Below are 23,101 nucleotides of genomic sequence, written 5' to 3'. Positions count from 1 at the left end.
TCAGTAGCGCACCAGTGCGGCCTCGATGGTCGAGCCCGGGCCCATGGTCATGAAGACGCCGTGGTCACCCGGCCGTACCACTCCTTCGTCCAGCAGACGCGCGTAGGAGAACAGGAAGGAACCGCTCGACAGATTTCCGTAGTCGCGCAGCACACCGGTGGTGTGCCGCACGTCGTGGCGGGTCAGGCCGAGGTTGACCATGACCGCGTCGATGACCTTCTTCCCGCCGGAGTGCACCGTCCAGTGGCCGATGTCGCCGCGGCGCAGGCCGGTGCCCGCCAGCAGCCGGTCCACCACCCGTTCGGCGTGCGCGCCCACCACGTAGGGCACGTCCCGGTCGAGGAAGAAGCTGAACCGGCCCTGGTCGTCGTCCCAGTCGAACCGCATCGCGTCGAGCGCGTCGGTGATGATGTGACTGGTGGCGCGCAGCACCGCGGGCCCCGGCCGGGGGTCCTCGTCACCGGCCAGCACCGCGACCGCCGCCGCGCCGTCGCCGAAGAGGCTGTTGACCACCGAGGTCCGCATGGTGCCGTCGAAGACGTAGGCGGCCGAGCACGCCTCGGCACACACCATCACGGCCAGCTCCCCGGGGTGCGAACGCGCCCACCCGGTGGTGGAACTGAGGCCGTTGAGACCGGCGTTGCAGCCCATGCCGACGACATCCAGCCGGACGGTGTCCTCCCGCAGGCCGAGTTCGCGCACCAGGAGGGCGCTGAAGCCCGGAGTGAGGAAACCGGTGGAGGTCACACAGCACAGATGGCGTACATCGGCCAGGCCGGCGCCCGCCTTCTCCAGGGCCGCGCCCAGCGCCCGGGCCGCCATGTCCAGGCCCTGGGTGCGGTGTTTGCGCAGCAGTTCGCCCTGCGACTCGATCAGCATGGTGCCGTCCGGCGCCCGGGGCGGCAGGGTCAGGTGCCGCCGCTCGATGGAGCCGTTGAGGAAGACGCTCCGGATCTTCGGGTCGGTCACCCGGAACGCGTCGAGCAACTCCCGCTGGGAGTACGACGTCGGTGGCACCGCCGTGCCCACGCCCACCATCCGCGGGGTGGTGGTGGACGGGGGCGCTGTGTCGGTCCTGGTCAGCGGACGCGCGCCGACGGCCGGAACGAATTCCGCGGTCGTCGTCTGGGTCATCTGCCTGCTCCCGTAGTGATGTCGTCGGGTTCGAAAAGCGGAGAGGATCACCTGAAAAGCGAGTGCGGGCAACGACGTTGGACCCGGGTGGTTCGGATCGGACTGTACTCCGCATGCGGGGCGGGGTTAAGTAAAGGACTCACAATTAATGTGAGCGGCTGGGGAGCCCTAGGGGGAATTGAGGGGTGGGTAGGGGTTTACAGGCCCAGCGGTCGGCAGCCTAGATTCCACGATTGAACGGGGATCGAATGCATTACCACCAATTTCTTCCGGAAGCTCACCTTCCATTTTCCCGTGGAAGCCAACTGGTGGAGACCGAAACGAGGAAGGCACAACCGATGCTACGCACGACAATCGCCGCGGTCGCCGGCGCCGCGACCCTGGCGCTTGTGGGCGCTGCTCCCGCACAGGCGGACAGCCCCAGGACCACCGTGGCCGTGGACGTCGAATACCACTGCGTCGAAGAGCCCTACGGTGAGGCCGACGCCAACTTCATCATCACCCTGACCGCTCCGTACCACGTCAGGCCCGGCGGCTCCATACACGTCGACGCGAAGGTGACCACCCACAGCCCGGCCCCCGAGGGCCTGCCGCCGAACAGCCTCAACGGCGCGATCCAGGTCGTCGCCGGCGGCGCCGGCAGCGGCACCGTCACCGCGACCGGGCTGACCAACCCGGTCGTGCCGCCCGCCGGGGACCCGCTCACCCTCAGCGGTGCGCGGGCCACCTTCACCGCCGACGCCAAGGGCCTGTGGACCTTCCGGCCCGGCGCCTTCGAAACCATCAACGCCCAGAACGAGCACCTGGTGTGCACCCCGAGGGGCACCACCCAGGTGGCCGCGCTGACCGTGGTCATCTGACCGAACGGGCGTCAGGTGGTGCCCTCGCACCACCTGACGCCCGCCGGCGTCACGTGGCCCGCTCGACCGCCACCCGCAGCGACCGGACGCCGTTCAGATGCGGCTCGACATGCCGCTCGGGAACGGCCCCCGGCACCACGCGCAACGAGCTGAACCGGCTCAGCAGCAGCCGCGTCGCCACCGCCGTCTCCAACCGCGCCAGCGGCGCGCCGAGGCAGAAGTGCAGGCCCCGGCCGAAACTGAGGTGCGGATTGGGGGAGCGCCGCGGGAGGCAGCGGTCCGGATCCTCGAAAACCCGCTCGTCATGGTTGGCGGACTCCAGCGACAGGTACACCAGACTGCCGGCCGGCACCACCGTGCCGTCGTAGTCGATGTCCACCGTGGCCAGCCGCGGTGCCGCCCTGATCGGGGTGCGGTACCGCACGATCTCCTCCAGCGCCGCCGGCACCAGCTCCGGGTCGGCCCGCAGCGCGTCCTGCAACAGCGGCGACTCGTCGAGAACCAGCAGCGTATTGGCGATCACCAGCGTGGAGGTGATGTGTCCGGCCAGCAGCAGGAACGTGGCGAAGCCGGTGATCTCCGCGTCGCCGAGACTCTCGTCGCCCTCCTGCGCCCTGGCCAGCTCCGACACCAGGTCCTCGCGCGGCTCCTTGCGCCGCTCGGCCACCAGCTCCGACAGATAGGAGTGGAAGGTGCGCATGTTCGCGGCCGACGCCGCCATCCGCTCCTCGTCCGAGGGGTCGAACGCGCCCTGCTGGAACAGGACGTCCGCCCACACCGCGAACCGGTCCCGGTCGGCCACCGGAACGCCGAGCAGCTCCGCGATGACGATCATCGGCAGCGGATGCGCCAGCGCCCCGACCAGCTCGATCTCGTCCCCGTCACCGGCCTGGTCGAGCAGCCCTGCGGCCAGCTCCGCCACCCGCGGCTCCAGCCGCGCGATCGACCGGGCGGTGAAGGCCCGGCTCACCAGACCGCGCAGCCGCCGGTGCCGGGGCGGATCCATGGCCCCGATGTGCCCGTCGAGCACCGGCGGGGCCTCGGGGAAGACCGGACTGACGTCCGAGGCGAGCCGCCCGTAGTCGCTGAGCGCGGCGTCCACATCCGCGTACCGCGTCACATGCCAGATCCCGGTGTCCGGGTCCTGCCACACCGGCGACTCGTCCCGCAGTTTCCGCAGCCGGGCCAGTTCCTCGTCCTGATCGGACGCCGCCCACGACACGGCTCGTGTCATGCCACCGCTCCCCTCTTCCGTCCGCGCCGCACCGGGCTACTCCGCCGGCCGCCGCGCGACGAGCACCAGACAGCCCAACTCCTCCGACGCGGCCAGCTCGTCGGGGAACGACAGCAGCCGCCGGCGCTCCTCCTCGGGGAAGCTCGCCACGATCTCGTCGGGGATGTGGCTCAGATCCTGGGCCCGCATCTGCTCCGCCACCAGCAGCAGCGTGCGGCGCAGCACCGTCTCCGTCACATCGGTCAGCTCGACGAGTTCCAGGCCGGCCTCGGCGAGCAGCGCCGGGTAGTCGTCGAACCTCACCGGGTCGCTCATCATCCAGATGTCGACCATCTGGGTCATCAGCGACGGCTTGCCCGGGGCCGGTTCGGCGCGCTGGAACACGTCGGTGAGGGCCAGGGCCGCGCCCGGGCGCAGCACGTCGCGGATCGAGCGCAGCGCCTTGACCCGGTCCATGTGGATGATCGACTCCAGCGCGAACGCGGCGTCGAAGGACTCCGCCGGGAACGGCAGATCCATCGCGTCGGCGTGCTGGAACGTCGCCCGGTCGGACAGCCCCTCGGCCGCCGCCAGTTCGTTGGCGCGGTCGACCTGGGTACGGCTGATGGTCACCCCGGTCACCCGCGTGCCGGTGGTGCGGGCCACCCGTACGCCCGGTGTGCCGATGCCGCAGCCGACGTCGAGCACCGCGTGCCCGGGGGCCAGCCCGAGCTTGCCCGCCACCAGATCGGTCAGCCGGCCCGCCGCCTCGTCCAGCGGCGTCTCGTCGTCCGCGTTCTCCCAGTAGCCGAAGTGCAGGACGTTGGTGTCGGTGAGCTTGTCGTAGAGAAGTCCGACCTGTTCCGGGATAGGTGCTCGCACTGTGGTCACGGTCGGTGTCCTTTCCATAAAGGGCCGAGGCGCGCGATAGCCTGGCGCCTGCCACTGGATCACACAACCGCAGGCGGGCGACAGCACTTGCCGGGCTTGATTTTTCCGGCCGGTCGGGGGCGGTAGTGGTCGGCTAGGGGATGCTAGGGGATTCCGGTTCCGGATCGTCAAGGCGGTGCCGGATTCGGGGCCAGGTTAGGGGTTGTGGCGGTCGGCAGTGGGCCATAACGTCGCTTTGGGGTGCCGCGTTGAGCCCCGTCAGGCAATTGCTGTTATTCGCGGAGAGGCGCGCATCGAGGCGCATCCGCAGGTGCTCGGCGAGTTCCTTTGGGGTGGCACACACATGAGCCGTGAAGAAAAGGTTGTCGAATACCTCAAGCGCGTCACGACCGACCTCCAGCGAACCCGGGAACGGGTGCGCGACCTTGAGGCGGGCGTCCGTGAACCGGTCGCGATCGTCGGCATGGCCTGCCGGTTTCCCGGCGGTGTGGCCTCCCCCGGGGAGCTGTGGGAACTGCTGGCCTCGGGCCGGGACGCGGTGTCCGGCTTTCCCACCGACCGCGGCTGGGACCTGGACACCCTCTTCGACCCGGACCCCGACCGGCACGGGCGCACCTACGTGAAGGAAGGCGGCTTCCTGCGGGACGCGGGCGGCTTCGACGCGGACTTCTTCGGCATCTCCCCCCGCGAGGCCGTCGCGATGGACCCCCAGCAGCGCCTGCTCCTGGAGACCTCCTGGGAGGTCCTGGAGCACGCGGGCATCCCGCCCGCGACCCTGCGCGGCAGCGACACCGGCGTCTTCGTCGGCAGCAACACCCAGGACTACACGACCGTGGCCACCGCCTCCGCGGACGGACTGGAGGGATACGTCGGCACCGGCAACGCGGCCAGTGTCGCCTCGGGCCGCATCTCCTACGTCCTGGGCCTGGAGGGCCCGGCGCTGACCGTGGACACGGCGTGCTCCTCCTCGCTGGTGGCGCTGCACCTGGCGGCGCGGGCGCTGCACACCGGCGAGTGCTCCCTGGCGCTGGCCGCCGGGGTGACCGTGATGACCACCCCGGGCGCCTTCCTGGAGTTCAGCCGGCAGCGCGGGCTGTCGCTCGACGGCCGGTGCAAGGCCTTCGCCGACTCGGCGGACGGCACCGGCTGGGGCGAGGGCGTCGGCGTGCTGCTGCTGGAGCGGCTCTCCGACGCGCGGCGCAACGGTCACCGGGTGCTGGCGGTCGTACGCGGCAGCGCGGTGAACCAGGACGGCACCAGCAGCGGACTCACCGCCCCCAACGGCCCCTCGCAGCAGCGGGTGATCCGGGACGCCCTCAGGTCGGCCGGGGTGGCTGCCTCCGAGGTGGACGCCGTGGAGGCGCACGGCACCGGCACCAGCCTGGGCGATCCCATCGAGGCGCAGGCCATCCTCGCCACCTACGGCCAGGGCCGGGACGCCGAACGGCCGTTGTGGCTGGGATCGGTGAAATCCAACCTCGGTCACACCCAGGCCGCCGCCGGGGTGGCCGGGGTCATGAAGATGGTGCTGGCGCTGCGCCACGGCCTGTTGCCGCGCACCCTGCACGTGGAGCGACCGACCACCCATGTGGACTGGTCGGCGGGAGCGGTGGAGTTGCTCACCGAGGCCCAGCCGTGGCAGGCGGGGGAACGGCCGCGGCGCGCGGGCGTCTCCTCGTTCGGGATGTCCGGCACCAACGCGCATGTGATTCTCGAAGAGGCGGAGCCCGTTGACGAGCCCCCGGTCGACGACGGCGCCCCGCTGGTGCCGTGGATCCTGTCGGCGCGTTCGGCCGAGGCCCTGGTGGCGCAGGCCGGGCAACTGGCCGCCCGGTCGCGGGACCAGCGGCCCGTGGACGTGGCCCGGTCGCTGGCGTCCACCCGTGCTCCGCTGCCGTACCGCGCGGTGGTCGCCGGATCGGGTACGGACGAACTCGCCCGCCTGCTCACGGCGGTCGAGCCGCCGGCGGACCCGGCGCGGGCCGTGGCGAAGGTGGCGTTCGTCTTCCCCGGGCAGGGGTCGCAGTGGGTGGGCATGGCGCTGGACCTGCTGGAGTCCTCGCCGGTGTTCGCGGAACGGATGGCGGAGTGCGACCGGCTGTTGAGCCAGTCCGCGGGCTGGTCGTTGTTCGAGGTGCTGCGGGACGAGGCCGCGCTGGAGCGCGTCGATGTGGTGCAGCCGGTGCTGTTCGCGGTGATGGTGTCACTGGCGGAGGTCTGGCGCTCGGTGGGTGTGGTGCCCTCGGCCGTGATCGGCCACTCCCAGGGCGAGATCGCCGCCGCGTGCGTGGCCGGCGGGCTGGCGCTGCCCGACGCCGTACGCGTGGTGGTGGAACGTTCCCGGCTGCTGGTCGCGCTCTCCGGCACGGGGGGGATGGCCTCCGTCTCCCGTTCCGCCGATGAGGTGCGCGAGCTGATCCCGCGCTGGACGGGCCGGTTGTCGGTCGCGGCGGTCAACGGGCCCTCGTCCGTCGTCGTCTCCGGCGAGGCGGGGGCGCTGGAGGAGTTCCTGGCCGACTGCGAACAGGCCGGCATCCGGGCGCGCCGCATCCCCGTGGACTACGCCTCCCACTCACCGCAGGTCGACGTGGTCCGGGATGATCTGCTGGCGGCGCTTCGGGACATCGAACCGGCCGGTGCGCCGGTGCCGTTCTACTCCACCATGGAGGGGCGCTGGACGGACACCTCCGAACTGGGCCCCGACTACTGGTTCCGGAATCTGCGCGAGCCGGTCGGTCTGGCCGACGCCGTACGGGCGTTGACCGATGAGGGGTTCGGCGCGTTCATCGAGGTCAGCCCGCATCCGGTACTGACCACGGCCGTGGAGGAGACCGTGGACGGCCGGGCCGTCGTCGTCGGGACGCTGCGCCGGAACGAGGGCGACTGGCGCCGCTTCCTCACCTCCGCCGGCGAGGCGTGGTCCCGTGGGGTGGCCGTCGACTGGGACGCCGCCATCCCCGGCGGACGGATCGTCGACCTGCCCACCTATCCCTTCCAGCGGCAGTTCTTCTGGGCCGCCCCCGACACCGGCACCGCCGATGTCACCACCGCCGGTCTGGACGCCGTCCGGCACCCGCTGCTCGGGGCCGCACTGACCCCGGCCGGTGGTGACGGCGTGATTCTCTCGGGCCGGCTGTCGTTGCGCTCGCACCCGTGGCTGGCCGACCACGCGGTGGGCGGCGCCGTGCTGCTGCCGGGCACCGCGTTCCTCGACCTCGCCGTCCGCGCCGGGGACGAGACCGGCTGCGCCCGGGTGGACGAACTCACCCTGCACGCACCCCTGATCATCCCCGAGGCCGGGGCCGTCCAGCTCCAGCTCACCGTCGACGCGCCGGACCCGGCCGGACTGCGCACTGTGCGGATCCACTCCCGGGAGGACGCCGGCGCCTGGACGCTGCACGCCTCCGGCACTCTCGCCGCCGGGACCGGCACACCGCCCGACCCCGTCCGGTGGCCGCCGCCCGGCGCCGAGCCGCTGGAGGTGAACGGGATGTACGAGCGCCTGGACGCCGCCGGCTACGGCTACGGCCCCGCCTTCCGGGGGCTGCGCGCGGCCTGGCGGCACGAGGACGCCCTCTACGTGGAGGCCGAACTGCCCGAAGGACAGGCCACGGACGGATTCGCCGTCCACCCCGCGCTGCTGGACGCCGCCCTGCACGGGCTCGGCCTCAGCGATCTGCTGCCCGCCGCCGCACAGGCCCGGCTGCCGTTCTCCTGGTCCGGGGTACAGGTGCACGCCACGAACGCCACCGCGCTGCGGGTACGGCTGGCGGCGGTGGGCCCGGAGACCGTGTCCCTGACCGCCGTGGACGGCGAGGGCCACCCGGTGATCGAGGCCGGCTCCCTGGCCCTGCGGCAACTGCGGGCGGACACCGCCCGGAAGACGACCCCGGACGCCCTGCTCGGCCTCCGGTGGACGCCGCTGACCGCCCCCGACACCCCAGCCCCCGACCATGTGGTCTTCGCGTGCCCGCACTCCGCCGGGGTACGGGACGCGATCGACGCCGCCCTCACCGCGATCCGCGCGTTCCTCGCCGACGACAGCCGGACGGACGCCCGCCTGGTGGTCCTCACCCGGAACGCCGTGCACGGCCCGCACGGCGACCTCGCCCAGGCCGCCGTGTGGGGACTGGTGCGCGCCGCCCACGCCGAACACCCGGGCCGCTTCGTCCTGCTCGACACCGACGGATCGGTGCCGGTGGCCCGCGCCGTCGCCACCGGCGAGCCCGAACTGCTGGTCCGCGCCGGGGAGATCGAGGTGCCCCGGCTGGCGCGGGCCGGCACCGGCGAACTGGCCCTGCCCGAGGGCCCCTGGCACTTGGCCCCCGACGGCTCCGGATCGCTGGACGGGGTACGCGCCGTGCCGCGACCGGACGCCGCACCCGGCCCGGGCGAGATCCGGGTCCGGGTCCGCGCCGTCGGGCTGAACTTCCGTGACGTGCTCCAGTCCCTGGGCATGTACCCGGGCGAGGCCCGGCTCGGCGGTGAGGGCGCCGGCGTGGTCGCCGCGGTCGGGGACGGGGTGACGGATCTCGCCCCGGGCGACCGGGTGATGGGCCTGTTCACCGAGGGCCTGGGCACATCGGTCACCGTCGACCGGCGGCTGGTCGTGCCCGTCCCCGAGGGCTGGTCCTTCGCGGACGCCGCGGCGGTCCCCGTGGTGTTCACCACCGCCCTGTACGGCCTGCGTGATCTGGCGGGTCTGTCGGCGGGGGAGTCGGTGCTGGTGCACGCGGCGGCCGGCGGGGTGGGCATGGCGGCGGTGCAGCTGGCCCGCGCCTGGGGTGCCGAGGTGTACGGCACGGCGAGCCCGGCGAAATGGGCCGCCGTGACGGAACTCGGGGTGCCGGCCGATCACATCGCCTCCTCCCGGGACCTCGCCTTCGAGGAGCGGTTCGCCGAGGTGTCCGGCGGCCGGGGCGTCGACGTGGTGCTCAACGCCCTGACCGGGGAGTTCGTGGACGCCTCGCTGCGGCTGCTGCGCGCGGGCGGCCGGTTCGTCGAGATGGGCAAGAACGACATCCGGCAGGCCGGACCGGAAGGCGTCTCCTACCGTGCGTTCGACCTCGCCGAGGCCGGTCCCGACCGCATCCAGGAGATGCTGGCGGAGATCCTCGACCTCTTCGAGCGCGGGGTGCTGCACCCCCTGCCGGTGACGGCGTGGGACGTGCGGCGGGCGCCGGACGCGCTGCGGCACATGAGCCAGGCCCGGCACATCGGCAAGGTCGTGGTCACCATCCCGCAGCCGCTCGACCCGGACGGCACGGTGCTGATCACCGGCGGCACTGGGGTGCTCGGCGCCCTGGTCGCCGAGCGGCTGGTGACCGGGCACGGGGTACGCCACCTGCTGTTGCTCAGCCGCAGCGGCCCGGACGCCCCGGGCGCGGCCGCGTTGTGCGACACCCTGCGCGAACGGGGCGCCGAGGCCACGGTGGTGGCGTGCGACGCGGCCGACCGTACGGCCCTTGCGGCCGTGCTGGCGGAGATCCCGGACGCGCATCCGCTCACCGGCGTCGTCCACGCGGCCGGCGTCATCGACGACGGTCTCGCCCACACCCTGACCCCGCAGCAGGTGCAGCGCGTCCTGCGGACCAAGGCGGACGCCGCCGTCAACCTGCACGAACTCACCGGCGACGTCGCCGCGTTCATCCTGTTCTCCTCCGCCGCCGGTGTCTTCGGCGGCGCCGGACAGGCCAACTACGCCGCCGCCAACGCCTTCCTCGACGCCCTCGCGGAACGCCGTGCCCGCGCCGGGCTCGCCGCCACCTCCCTCGCCTGGGGCCTGTGGGAGCAGCGCACCGGCCTCACCGCCCACCTCGGCGACGGCGACGTGGCCCGCATGGCACGCGGCGGCGCCATCGCCCTGGGCACCGACGAGGGCCTGGCCCTGTTCGACACCGCGCTCTCCGCCACCCGGCCGGCCCTCGTCCCCGCACGGCTCGACCTCACCGCCCTGCCCGGCGAGCCGCCCCACCTGCTGCGCCGGCTGATCAAGGCCCGTGGCCGGCGTACCGCCGCAGGCGAGGTCGCCGACCCGACCTCGCTGACCGGCCGGCTCGCCCGCCTCGGCGCCGAGGACCGGCTGCCCGTGCTGCTCGATCTGGTAAGGGCCCAGGCCGCCTCGGTACTCGGGCACACCGGCACCGGAGACGTCGATGACCGGCGGCCGTTCAAGGAACTCGGCTTCGACTCGCTGACCGCCGTGGAACTGCGCAACCGGCTCACCACCGCCACCGGACTGCGGCTGCCCTCCACCCTGGTCTTCGACCACCCCGACCCGGCCGCGCTGGCCGGCCATCTGCTGGCCGAACTGCTCGGCGAGGCACCGGCCGACGCACCGCCGCCCGCGCGGACCGCCCCCGCGAGCGACGAGGACCCCGTGGTCATCGTCGGCATGGCCTGCCGGTTCCCGGGCGAGGTCGCCTCACCGGAGGACCTGTGGAACCTGCTCGCCTCCGGCGGCGACGCCGTGTCCGGCTTCCCCGCCGACCGCGGCTGGGACATCGACGCGCTCTACGACCCGGATCCCGAACACCCCGGCACGTCCTATGTGCGCGAGGGCGGATTCATGGCCGGGGCGGCCGACTTCGACGCGGACTTCTTCGGCATCTCCCCGCGTGAGGCCGTGGCCATCGACCCGCAGCAGCGGCTGCTGCTGGAGACCTCCTGGGAAGCGGTCGAACGCGCCGGCATCGACCCCCTCGCGCTGCGCGGCAGCCGTACCGGCGTGTTCGCGGGCCTGTCGGGACACGACTACGCCCAGTTCTCCGGAGCCCCCGCGTCCGCCGAGGGGCATCTGGTCACTGGCAACGCCGCCAGCGTGGTCTCCGGGCGGGTCGCCTACTCCCTCGGCCTCGAAGGCCCCGCGCTGACGGTGGACACGGCGTGTTCCTCCTCGCTCGTGGCGCTCCACCTGGCGGCCCAGGCGCTGCGCGGCGGCGAGTGCACCCTCGCCCTGGCGGGCGGTGTCACCGTCATGTCCACCCCCGGGTTCTTCGTGGAGTTCAGCCGCCAGCGCGGCCTGGCCAAGGACGGCCGCTGCAAGGCATTCTCGGCCTCGGCGGACGGCATGGGCGCCGCCGAGGGCGTCGGCGTGCTGGTGCTGGAGCGGTTGTCGGACGCCCGCCGCAACGGCCACCGGGTACTCGCGGTGGTGCGCGGCAGCGCGGTGAACCAGGACGGCGCCTCCAACGGCCTGTCCGCACCGAACGGCCCCTCCCAGCAGCGCGTCATCCGGGACGCCCTCGCCTCCGCCGGGGTGGCCGCCTCCGAGGTGGACGCGGTGGAGGCGCACGGCACCGGCACCCGGCTCGGCGACCCCATCGAGGCCCAGGCCATCCTCGCCACCTACGGCAGCGACCGCGACCCGGAACACCCCCTGTGGCTGGGGTCGGTGAAGTCCAATCTGGGCCACACCCAGGCCGCCGCCGGCGTGGCCGGCGTCATGAAGATGGTGCTCGCCCTCCAGCACGGCACCCTGCCGAAGACGCTGCACGCCGACGAACCGACCACCGAGGTCGACTGGACGGCGGGCGCCGTCGAACTGCTCACCGAGGCACAGCCCTGGGACGTCGGGGGCCGCCCCCGGCGGGCCGGCGTCTCCGGGTTCGGCATCTCCGGCACCAACGCCCACATCATCCTGGAACAGGCGCCAGAGCCGCTTGCCCCGGAACCCTCCGAGGAACCCGCGACCGGCGACGCGGACCCCGTGGTGCCGTGGACGCTGTCCGCCCGCTCGGGCGCCGCGCTCCTCGACCAGGCCCGGCAACTCGCCGCACACGCCGGGGAACTGGCGCCCGCCGACGTCGCCCGCTCGCTGCACGAAACCCGTTCGGCGCTGGGCCACCGCCTGGTCGTCGTCGGCTCCGCGCCGGGCGAACTGCTGGACGCCCTGGCCCGGGCCGAGGCACCCGCCGAGGCCGCGCGCAGTGTGACGAAGGTGGCGTTCGTCTTCCCCGGCCAGGGGTCGCAGTGGGTGGGCATGGCGCTGGACCTGCTGGAGTCCTCGCCGGTGTTCGCCGAGCGGATGGCCGCATGCGAACGCCTGCTGGAGGAGGCCGCCGGATGGTCCCTGCCGCAGGCGCTGCGCAGCCCCGAGATGCTCGTCCGCGTCGATGTGGTGCAGCCGGTGCTGTTCGCGGTGATGGTGTCGCTGGCCGAGGTCTGGCGGTCGGTCGGGGTGACACCCTCCGCCGTGATCGGCCACTCCCAGGGCGAGATCGCGGCGGCGTGCGTGGCCGGTGGACTCTCGCTGCCCGACGCGGTACGGGTGGTGGTGGAACGCTCCCGGCTGCTGGTCGCGCTCTCCGGAACCGGCGGCATGGCCTCGGTCTTCCGCCCCCTGGACGAGGTGCGCGAGCTGATCGACCGCCGCGCGGGCCGGCTGTCGGTCGCCGCGGTCAACGGGCCCTCCTCCGTCGTCGTCTCCGGCGAGACCAGCGCCCTGGAAGCCTTCCTGGCCGACTGTGACCGGGCCGGCGTCCGGGCCCGCCGCATCCCGGTGGACTACGCCTCCCACTCACCGCAGGTCGACGTGGTCCGCGACGAACTGCTCGCCGCCCTGCGCGACATCGAGCCCAGCAGCTCCCCGGTGCCGTTCTACTCCACCGCGGACGGCGGATGGACCGACACCGCGGAGCTGACCGCCGACTACTGGTTCCACAACCTGCGCGAGCCGGTCGGCCTGGCCGACGCCGTACGCACCCTGACCGGCGAGGGATTCGGCGCGTTCATCGAGGTCAGCCCGCACCCGGTGCTGACCACGGCGGTCGAGGAGACCGCCGACGGGAAGGCCGTGGCGGTCGGGACGCTGCGCCGCGACGAGGGCGACTGGCGCCGCTTCCTCACCTCCGCCGGAGACGCCTGGGCGCGCGGCGTGGCCGTCGACTGGGACACCGTCATCCCCGGCGGACGCATCGTCGACCTGCCCACCTACCCCTTCCAGCGGCAGCGTTACTGGCTGGAGAGCACCGGGACGGCCACCGACGTCGAGTCCGTCGGCCTCACCCCCACCGCGCACCCGCTGCTGGGCGCCGCCGTGCCGCTCGCCGGCGGTGACGGCGTGGTGCTGTCCGGCCGGCTGTCGCTGCGCTCGCACCCGTGGCTGGCCGACCACGCGGTGGGCGGCACCGTACTGCTGCCGGGCACCGCGTTCGTCGAACTCGCGGTCCGGGCCGGCGACGAGGCCGGCTGCGGACGCATCGACGAACTCACCCTGCACGCACCGCTGGTCATCCCCGAGACCGGGGCCGTACGGCTCCAGCTCACCGTCGACGCGCCGGGCCCCGCAGGACGGCGGGCCCTGCGCGTCCACGCCCAGCACGAGCGGGACCTCTCCTGGACCCTGCACGCCTCGGGCACCCTGGCCCCCGCCGACCCGTCCCCGGCCGGCGACCCGGACCACGACCTCGCCCAGTGGCCGCCCGCCGAGGCGGCGGAACTGCCCCTGGACGGCCTCTACGACACGCTCGCCGACGCCGGGTTCGGCTACGGCCCCGCCTTCCGCGGCCTGCGGGCGGCCTGGCGGCGCGGCGACGAAGTGTTCGCGGAGGTCGCGCTCGACACCGCCGAATCCACCGGGTTCACGCTCCATCCGGCGCTGCTGGACGCCGCGCTGCACGCCCTGGGCGTGGGCGGCCTGGTAGGCGATCAGCTCGCGAGGCTGCCGTTCGCCTGGCGTGGTGTGGCACTGCGCGCCGAGGGCGCGACGGCGCTGCGGGTACGGCTCGCCCCCGCCGGACCGGACGCGGTGTCGCTGCACGCGGCGGACGCCAGCGGTGCCCCCGTCCTGGACGTCGACACCCTCGTCCTGCGGCCCCTCCAACAGACCACCGCGCATCCCGCGCCCGACTCCCTGTTCCGGGTGGACTGGTCCCCGCTGTCCCTCCCCGGGACCGGGGCCCCCGCCGCGCGGTGGGCGGTGCTCGGCGATCCGGGCGGGCTGCCCGGCGAACGCGTCGACAGCGTCTCCGCCGCCGGGGAGCGCGCCCCCGATCTCCTGGTGTGGCCCTGCCCGGAACCGGCCGGCGAAGCCGCCCCCGAGGCGGTCCGCACCCGGCTCGCCGCGCTGCACGCCGTCCTCCGCGACGTCCTGGCCTCCGACCCGCTCGCCCACACCCGCCTCGTCGTCCTCACCCCGGGCGCGATCGGCACCGCCGATCCGGTACGGGCGGCCGTGTGGGGCTTCGTCCGCGCCGCGGCCGCCGAGCACCCCGACCGGTTCGTGCTGGTGGACAGCGACGGCACCGTCCCCCTGGACATCCTGGTCGCCACCGGCGAGCCCGAGATCCGCGCCCTGCGGGGCGAGGTGTCGGTGCCCCGGCTGACCCGGGCGGCACCGGAGGGCCTCGCCGTCCCCGAGGGGCACTGGCGTGTGGTGGCGGACGGCAGCGGCTCCCTCGACGGCCTGCGCGCCGTCGCCGTCGAGGCGCCCGAGCCGGGACCCGACGAGATCCGGATCGCCGTGCGGTCCATCGGTCTGAACTTCCGCGACGTGCTGCTCTCCCTGGGCATGTACCCGGGCGAGGCCCAGCTCGGCGGCGAAGGCGCCGGCGTGGTCACCGCCGTCGGCGGCCAGGTCACCGATCTCGCCCCGGGCGACCGGGTGATGGGCCTGTTCACCGGCGGCCTCGGCACCACCGTGGCGGTGGACCGGCGGCTGGTGGTCCCGGTCCCCGAGGGCTGGTCCTTCGCCGAGGCCGCCACCACCCCGGCCGTCTTCTGCACCGCGATGTACGCGCTGCGCGACCTGGCGGGCCTGTCGGCCGGCGAGTCGGTACTGGTGCACGCCGCCGCCGGCGGGGTCGGCATGGCGGCCGTGCAGCTGGCCCGCGCCTGGGGCGCCGAGGTGTACGGCACCGCCGCACCGCACAAGGCGGAGGTGGTGCGCTCGCTCGGCGTCGCCGCCGATCACGTGGCCTCCTCCCGGGACCTCGCCTTCGAGGAGCGGTTCGCCGAGGTGTCCGGCGGGCGGGGCGTCGACGTGGTGCTCAACTCGCTCGCGGGTGAGTTCGTGGACGCCTCACTGCGGCTGCTGCGCGAGGGCGGCCGGTTCGTCGAGATGGGCAAGACCGACATCCGGAAGTCCCCCCGGGGCGTCGCGTACCGGGCGTTCGACCTGGCCGAGGCCGGACCGGACCGTATCCAGGAGATCCTCCGGGAGATCCTGGAACTGTTCGGGCGCGGAGTGCTGCACCGGCTGCCGGTGACGGCCTGGGACGCCCGCCGCGCCCCCGGCGCGCTGCGGCACATGAGCCAGGCCCGGTACATCGGCAAGGTCGCCCTCAGCCTCCCCAGGGCGCCGCGCCCCGGCGGCACGGTGCTCATCACCGGCGGCACCGGGGTGCTCGGCGCCCTGGTTGCCCGGCACCTGGTCACCGAGCACGGCGTACGCCACCTGCTGTTGCTCAGCCGCGGCGGGCCGGACGCCCCGGGCGCCGCGGCGTTGAGCCAGGAGCTGCGCGAACTCGGCGCGCACGCCACCGTGGTGGCCTGTGACGCGGCCGACCGGACCGCACTGGCGGCCGTGCTGGCGGACATCCCGGGGGAACACCCGCTGACCGGCGTCGTCCACGCGGCCGGTGTGCTGGACGACGGCCTGGTGGAGTCCCTGACGGACGAACAGATCCAGCGGGTGCTGGGGGCCAAGGCGGACGCGGCGACCCACCTGCACGAACTGGCGGGCGACGTGGAGATGTTCGTCCTGTTCTCCTCCGCCGCCGGTGTCCTCGGCGGCGCCGGACAGGCCAACTACGCGGCGGCCAACGCCTTCCTCGACGCCCTCGCGGAACGCCGCGTCCGCGCGGGGCTGGCCGGCGTCTCCCTCGCCTGGGGCCTGTGGCAGTCCCGCAGCGGACTCACCAGCGCCCTCTCCGGGACCGACGTCGCCCGGATGGCGGGCGGTGGCGGCGGCGCACTCGGCGACCGCGAGGGGCTGGCCCTGTTCGACGCCGCGCTGCGCGGCGCCGACGCGCGGCTGGTGCCCATCCGGCTCGACCTCGCCCGGCTGCGGGAACGCGGTACGGACCACGGGGTCCCGCACCTGTTCCGCTCACTCGTCCAGCCCCGTACGCGCCGCGCCGCCGCCCACGCCGGCGGCCCGTCCTCCCTCGCCGACCGGCTCGCCGCCCTGCCCGCCCCGGCCCGGCACAAGGCGCTCCTGGACCTGGTGCGGGCGGACGCGGCGGCGGTGCTCGGCCACGGCGACCCGGGCGCGGTCGACGACGCCCGGGCCTTCCGCGAGATCGGCTTCGACTCGCTCACCGCCGTGGAACTGCGCAACCGCGTCGCGACCGCCACCGGTCTGCGCCTGCCGTCCACCCTCGTCTTCGACCACCCGACCCCCGCCGCGCTGGCGGACCATCTGTCCGAGACCCTCTTCGGCGCCGGGCACCGCACCGCCGCTCCCGTGCTCCGCCGCGAGGCCCCCGCCGACGACGACCCGGTCGTCGTGGTCGGCATGAGCTGCCGCCTGCCCGGCGGAGTCCGCAGCCCCGAGGACCTGTGGCGGCTGCTGATCGAGGAGGCGGACACCGTCTCGGAGTTCCCCGCCGACCGTGGCTGGGACCTGGACGGGATCTTCCACCCCGACCCCGCGCACACCGGCACCTCCTACACCCGGCACGGCAACTTCCTGCGGGACGCCGCCGAGTTCGACCCCGCCTTCTTCGGGATCTCCCCGCGCGAGGCGGTGGCGATGGACCCGCAGCAGCGGCTCATGCTCGAAGCGTCCTGGGAGGCGATGGAGAGCGCGGGCATCGACCCGGCCGCGCTCCGGGGCAGCCGCACCGGCGTGTTCGCCGGGTACGTCGGCCAGGACTACACCGCCGCGCTGGCGGGCGCCCCGGACGGCCTGGAAGGCCATCTCATGACCGGCAACGCCGGGAGCGTGATGTCCGGCCGGATCTCCTACGCCTTCGGCTTCGAGGGGCCGGCCCTGACCGTCGACACCGCGTGCTCGTCGTCCCTGGTGGCCCTGCACCTCGCGGCGCAGGCGCTGCGCGGCGGCGAGTGCTCCCTGGCGCTCGCCAGCGGGGTCACCGTCATGAGCACCCCGGGTTTCTTCGTGGAGTTCAGCCGTCAGCGCGGACTGTCCCCGGACGGGCGCTGCAAGGCGTTCTCGTCCTCGGCGGACGGCATGGGCGCCTCCGAGGGCGTCGGTGTCCTCGTCCTGGAGCGGCTGTCCGACGCGCGCCGCAACGGCCACCAGGTGCTGGCGGTGCTGCGCGGCAGCGCGGTGAACCAGGACGGGGCCTCCAACGGCCTGACCGCGCCGAACGGTCCCTCCCAGCAGCGCGTCATCCGCGACGCCCTGGGCGCGGCCGGTCTGACGGCCGCCGACATCGACACGGTGGAGGCGCACGGCACCGGCACCTCGCTGGGCGACCCGATCGAGGCCCAGGCGATCCTCGCCACGTACGGCAGGGACCGCGAACGCCCGCTGCTGCTCGGCTCGGTGAAGTCGAACATCGGGCACACCCAGGCCGCCGCCGGGGTGGCCGGGGTCATGAAGGTGATCCTGGCGATGCGGCACGGGCTGCTTCCCAGGACCCTGCACGTGGACGAGCCGAGTGCCGAGGTCGACTGGACGGCCGGCGCGGTCGAACTGCTCACCGAGGCCAGGACCTGGGAGCCGGGGGAGCGGCCCCGGCGCGCCGGTGTCTCCTCGTTCGGTATCTCCGGCACCAACGCCCACGTCATCCTGGAGGAACCGCACACGCCCGACCCCGCGTCCGCACCCGGCACCGAACCCGCCGGCGCCCAGGACCGTGAAGGCACCGGGGACCGCGAAGGCGCCGGAAGCACCGGGCCCGCCCCGTTCCTGCTGTCGGCGAAGTCCCCCGAGGCGCTGCGCGAGCAGGCCGGGCGGCTGCACCGCCGCCTCACCGACCGGCCGGCCCTCGTGCTCACCGATGTGGCCCACTCCCTGGCCACCACCCGCTCGGCCTTCGGGCACCGCGCCTTCCTGGTCGCGGCCGACCACGACCGGCTGCTCGACGGGCTGGCCGCGATCGCGGACGGACGGCACGAGGGAACCGCCGTTCCGCACCAGGGCGGCCTGGCATACCTGTTCACCGGCCAGGGCTCCCACCGGGCCGGCATGGGCGCCGCCCTGCACGCCGCGCACCCCGCCTACGCGGACGCCTTCGACACCGTCGCGGCCGCACTCGACGCGCACCTGGAACACCCCCTGGCCGAGGTCGTGCTGGGCGACCGCGGGGACCTGCTGGAGGAGACCACCTACGCGCAGCCCGCGCTGTTCGCGGTCGAGGTCGCGCTCTTCCGGCTGCTGGAGGCGTGGGGCGTGCTGCCCGACCACGTCGCGGGCCACTCGGTCGGCGAGATCGCCGCGGCCCACGTCGCCGGCGCGCTGTCCCTGCCCGACGCGGCGCTGCTGGTCACCGCGCGCGGCCGGCTGATGCAGTCCCTGCCACCGGGCGCCATGGTCGCGGTGGAGGCCGGCGAACACGAGATGGTGCCCGATCTGGTGCCGCTCGCCGGCCGCGTCTCGCTCGCCGCCGTCAACGGTCCGAGCGCCGTGGTCATCGCCGGTGACGAGGACACGGTCACCCAACTCGCCGCCTGCTGGCAGGCCAAGGGGCGCCGCACCAAGCGGCTCGCCGTCAGCCGCGCCTTCCACTCCCCGCACGTGGACGGCATGCTCGACGAGTTCCGCGCGATCGTGCGCACCCTCGACCCGCGGACCCCGCGGATCCCGCTCACCTCGATGGTCACCGGGGCACCGCTGACCGACGCCGAGGTCGCCTCCCCGGAACACTGGGTGCGGCACGCGCGCAGCGCCGTCCGCTTCCTCGACGGGCTGCGGTCGCTGGAGGCGGCCGGCGCCACCACCTTCCTGGAACTGGGCCCCGACGCGGTGCTCACCGCCATGAGCCGGGACAGCTCCTCCGGCGGCGCCGAGTTCGTCCCGTTCCTGCGCGCCGACCGCCCCGAGCCCGACACGGCCGCCGCCGCGCTGGGCACCCTGTACACCCGGGGCGTCGCCGTCGACTGGCGGGCCGTCTTCCGCGGCGCGGGCACCGTACCGCTGCCCACCTACGCGTTCCGGCGCCGGCGGTACTGGCTGGACGCCCAGCGGGTCACGGGCGCGGGCGCCCCGGCCGCCCTCGGCCTCGACCCGGCGGGCCACCCGCTGCTCGGCGCGGCCGTCGAACTCGCCGACGGTGACGGCACGGTGCTCACCGGCGTCCTCGGCGGCGGTACGCAGCGCTGGCTGGCCGGCCACCGGCTGCACGGCACCCCCGTCGTGGCCACCGCGGTGCTCGCCGAACTCGCGCTGCGCGCCGGGGAGGAGGCCGGCTGCGACCGGCTCGCATCCTTCGAGATCAGCGCCCCGCTGCCGCTGCCCGACGCGGGCGTCCGGCTCCAGGTGCGGGTCGGCCCGCGGACGGCGGACCGGCGTACGGTCACCGTCGACGCCAGGACCGGCGACCGGTGGGTCCGGTACGCCACCGGCACGCTGTCCCGGGGCGCCGACGCGCCGCCCGCCGCCGGGCCGTGGCCGCCGGCCGGAGAGCCGGTCGACGCCGCCGCGCTGCGCGAACGGGCCCGGGACGCGGGGCTGACCGCCGAAGGCGTTTTCGACGTGCTGCGCGCGGTCTGGCAGCAGGACGGCGAGGCATGGGCCGAACTCGCCCTGCCCGAGGAGACCTCCGTCGCCGGCTTCACCGTCCACCCGGCGCTGCTGGAGGCCACCTGGCACGCCCTCGGCGCCGACACCCCGCTCCAGCCCACCGCATGGCGCTCCCTGACGGTCTTCGCGACCGGGGCGACCGCCGTACGGGCGTACGCCACCCCGGTGGACGGGCGACTGCGGCTGCTCCTGGCGGACCCGGCCGGCAACCCGGTGGCCGCCGCGGAGATCGTCCTGGCCCCGGCACCGCCCCCGGCCGACCCAGGGGCCGGTGACCGGGCACCGGCCGCACCCCGCGAGCGGGCCCCGCTTCCGCGCCCGCACCGGGCGACCGCCGTCACCGACGACGGCGCCCGGCTGCGCGCCCTGCCCCCGGCCGGGCGGACGGCCGAACTGACCCGGCTGGTGGAGACCGCGCTCGGCGCCGTGCTCGACCTGGACACCCCACCCGATCACCGGGACTTCCTCGCCCAGGGCCTCACCTCGCTGGGCGCCACCGAACTGCGGCGCCGGCTGTCCGCCGCGACCGGCGTGGAGCTGGCCCCCACCGCCGTGTTCGACCACTCCACCACCGCCGCCCTCGCCGCCCACCTGGCCGCCCACCTGGCCGGCACGGAGTCCCCGGACCCGCCATCCGCCGGCGGCGCGATCGGCGCGCTGTACTGGGAGGCGTGCGCGGCAGGACGGTTCCAGGAGGCGACCGTCCTGCTGGAGGCCGCCGCCGGGCTGCGGGACACCTTCACCGCCGACGATCCGCCGGTGCCCGAGCCGGTGCGCCTCGCCGAGGGCGAGGACGCCGTCCTGATCTGCTTCCCGTCCTTCAGCGCGGTCGCCGGGCCGCACGAGTTCGTCCCGCTGGCCGCGCGGTTCGCCGGCCGGCACGAGGTCCTCGCCCTGCCCCACCCCGGCTACCGGGCGGACGAACCACTGCCGCGCGATCTCGCCGCGCTCGTCGAGGCGCACGCGCGGGCGGTGCTGCGCACGGCGGCCGGACGGCCGTTCGCGCTGGTCGGCTGGTCCGCGTCGGGCATGCTCGCGCACGCCGTCGCCGAACGCGTCGAGCAACTGGGGACGACCGCCCTCGCGGTGGTGCTGGCCGACAGTTACGCGCCCGCCGTCATCCGGCGCAAGCCCTGGCTGGAGACCACCCTCACCGATGTCGTCGCCGCCCGCGAGAACGCCCTGGAACTGCGCAACGACACCCGGCTGACCGCGATGGGCCGCTACCTCCAGGCATTCCGGCACTGGGATCCCAGCCCGGTCGCCGCGCCCGTCCTGCTGCTGCGCGCGCTCACCCCCTACACCCCCGATCTCCCACGGCAGCACCCCGACTGGCGTGCCGAGTGGGAACCCGCCGCCGAGACGCGGGACGTACCCGGATCGCACTTCACGATGCTGGGCGAGGACTGCGACGCCTCGGCGGACACCGTCCGCGACTGGCTCGACGCACGCCTGAACGCTCGGGCGACGAGAGGAGAGCAGTGAGAATCATCGTCATCGGGGCCGGGGTGAGCGGAATGGTGACCGCGTTCGCACTCACCTCCGCCGGCCACGAGGTGGAGGTCTTCGAAAGCGCCCCCCGGCTGCGGGCCGGCGGCAACGGCGTCATGGTGTGGCACAACGGCACCGCCATCCTGCGGGACCTGGGCGTGGACACCGACGGCCTGGGGCAGCGCATCGACCGGATGGACATCTGGTCGCACCGCGGGCGCCGCCTGATGCGCTGCGACACCGCGGCGCTGGCGGCCGAGTTCGGCTCCTGCGGCACCGCCCTGATGCGCGGCGCGCTCATGCACCGCGTCGCCGGACAACTCCCCTCCGGAACCGTCCACTTCGACAAGCGGCTGACCCGCGTCGACCATCCGCGCACCGGCGGCGTGCTCGCCGAGTTCACCGACGGAACGACCGTACGCGGCGACCTGCTGCTCGGCGCCGACGGATACCGCTCCGCCGTGCGCGCCCAGCTGTTCGGCGACAGCCCCACCCCCACCGGGCTCTCCTCGTGGCACGGCGCCACCCGCGCCCCCATCGATCTGGGCGACGAACACGCGGCGCTCACCTACTACGGGCCGGGCGCCGGCCTGTTCGTGGTGCACCGGGTCGGCGACGGGCTGACGCACTGGGCGTTCGAGATGCGCTGGCGCGGCGGGCCGCAGCACCTGGGGGTGGCCGACGGCCGCGGCCACCCCGACGCGGGCGCCCCCGGCACCCGGCTGGCCACCCTGCGCGCGCGGTTCGGCGACTGGGCCGGGCCCGTACGGGAGACCCTCGCGGCCATCGAGGAGGAGGAGATCGCGGTGGCCCCGCACACCGTGCACCGCATCCAGTCGCGCTGGGGCAGCGGCCCGGTGACCCTGATCGGCGACGCGGCACACGCCGTACCGGCGCGCATCGGGATGGGAGTCAACCAGGCGCTGGAGGACGTGTGGGTCCTCACCCGCACCCTCGCCCGGGCCGGCGACCCCGTCGAAGCGCTGCGCGCCTACGAGCGGGCCCGGGTGCCCGTCACCCGCAAGGTGGCCTCACGCGCCCGCATGATGCGCTTCGTCAACCCCGCACTGCTGGCACTGCGGTTCACCCGGGACGGCCTGCCGAGCACCTCGATGCTGCGCGCCAGCATCGTCAGCGGCAGCAACTATCTCGGCGGCGGCCGCAGCGGCCCGGTGCGGGCCGGTTCCTGAATCGAAACTCCCGAATTCCACCGCGCCCGGGCGTACTAGGGGATTCGAATAGGGGTTACGCCCCCGCGAATAACCGCGTTAGCATCCCAGCGCATCCAATCTCGTAAATCGTCGGACAAGGACGGGCGGACAGATGGGCGTATTCACGTACCTCACCACTTCGACGCGGCAGCCGGAGCCGGAAGAAGCCGAGATCGAGATCGAGATCCGTACTCCGGACGAAATCCGCGCCGGTGAGAAGCTCAATGTCGAGGTGCTGCTGCGCACGCTGCACCCCACGATCAAGGACCGGCCCGCGGGCGACATCCGCGGCGAGGTCACCGTCGTGCTCGGCGGGGCCGGCGAGGGCGAGGTGCTGGCGGTCGGACTCGTCAACCACAACTACGTGTTCGGCGGCCAGAACGTGCTGCTGACCGGCGGGCACGCCGAGTTCGTCCCCGAGAGCACGGGCACCTGGACCTTCACTCCGGGCACCGTCCAGGTCATCACCTCCGACTACCCGCTGACCTCCCGGCCCAAGGGGGAGCAGCCCTTCGACAGCAAGACCGAAGTCGTCTGAGACACCGCGGGACCGTCCGGACAGGGGATACCCCTGTCCGGACAGGGGGTGCTAGGGGCCGCGTTTTCCGGAACGGGCCAGCCGGATTCTCGTAGCGGATATCACCGGTCC

General features: G+C 74.2%; 6 protein-coding genes and 1 pseudogene. 4 read left to right on the top strand and 3 right to left on the bottom strand.

Annotation, left to right across the window (positions count from 1 at the left end):
* On the bottom strand, positions 1–1,038 hold the full coding sequence (dpgA, locus tag ACTFAP_RS01280; protein ID WP_495685043.1) for a 3,5-dihydroxyphenylacetyl-CoA synthase DpgA: 1,038 nt from the start codon (positions 1,036–1,038) through the stop codon (positions 1–3).
* 434 nt (positions 1,039–1,472) lie between these two features.
* Here dpgA and ACTFAP_RS01275 point away from each other — a divergent pair, with 434 nt between their 5' ends.
* On the top strand, positions 1,473–1,994 hold the full coding sequence (locus ACTFAP_RS01275; protein WP_495683168.1) for a hypothetical protein: 522 nt from the start codon (positions 1,473–1,475) through the stop codon (positions 1,992–1,994).
* Positions 1,995–2,043: 49 nt separating this feature from the next.
* Here ACTFAP_RS01275 and ACTFAP_RS01270 read toward each other — a convergent pair whose 3' ends face one another.
* Together ACTFAP_RS01270 and ACTFAP_RS01265 are read right to left on the bottom strand one after the other, a co-directional pair.
* Positions 2,044–3,228: a cytochrome P450 gene (locus tag ACTFAP_RS01270; protein ID WP_495683167.1), complete on the bottom strand. Its 1,185-nt coding sequence runs from the start codon at positions 3,226–3,228 to the stop codon at positions 2,044–2,046.
* Positions 3,229–3,264: 36 nt separating this feature from the next.
* Positions 3,265–4,098, bottom strand: coding sequence for an SAM-dependent methyltransferase (locus ACTFAP_RS01265; RefSeq protein WP_400011224.1), 834 nt, complete (start codon positions 4,096–4,098; stop codon positions 3,265–3,267).
* A 343-nt stretch (positions 4,099–4,441) separates the two neighbouring features.
* On the opposite strand from ACTFAP_RS01265, the pseudogene ACTFAP_RS01260 reads away from it, so the two are divergent.
* The 3 genes and pseudogenes from ACTFAP_RS01260 to ACTFAP_RS01250 form a co-directional block, all read left to right on the top strand.
* Positions 4,442–21,178: pseudogene (locus ACTFAP_RS01260) on the top strand (SDR family NAD(P)-dependent oxidoreductase); the annotation flags it as partial.
* A gap of 53 nt (positions 21,179–21,231) precedes the next feature.
* Positions 21,232–22,431 (top strand): FAD-dependent oxidoreductase, encoded by a 1,200-nt coding sequence (locus tag ACTFAP_RS01255; RefSeq protein WP_400011220.1) that lies wholly within the window; start codon positions 21,232–21,234, stop codon positions 22,429–22,431.
* A 133-nt stretch (positions 22,432–22,564) separates the two neighbouring features.
* Positions 22,565–22,990, top strand: a complete 426-nt coding sequence (locus tag ACTFAP_RS01250; protein WP_500467998.1) for a hypothetical protein — start codon at positions 22,565–22,567, stop codon at positions 22,988–22,990.
* Positions 22,991–23,101: the final 111 nt, after the last annotated feature.

The sequence above is a fragment of the Streptomyces sp. PH9007 genome (genome assembly GCF_059813725.1).
Note: the sequence above shows the minus strand (reverse complement) of the source record. Positions and strands in the feature narration are given on the sequence as shown.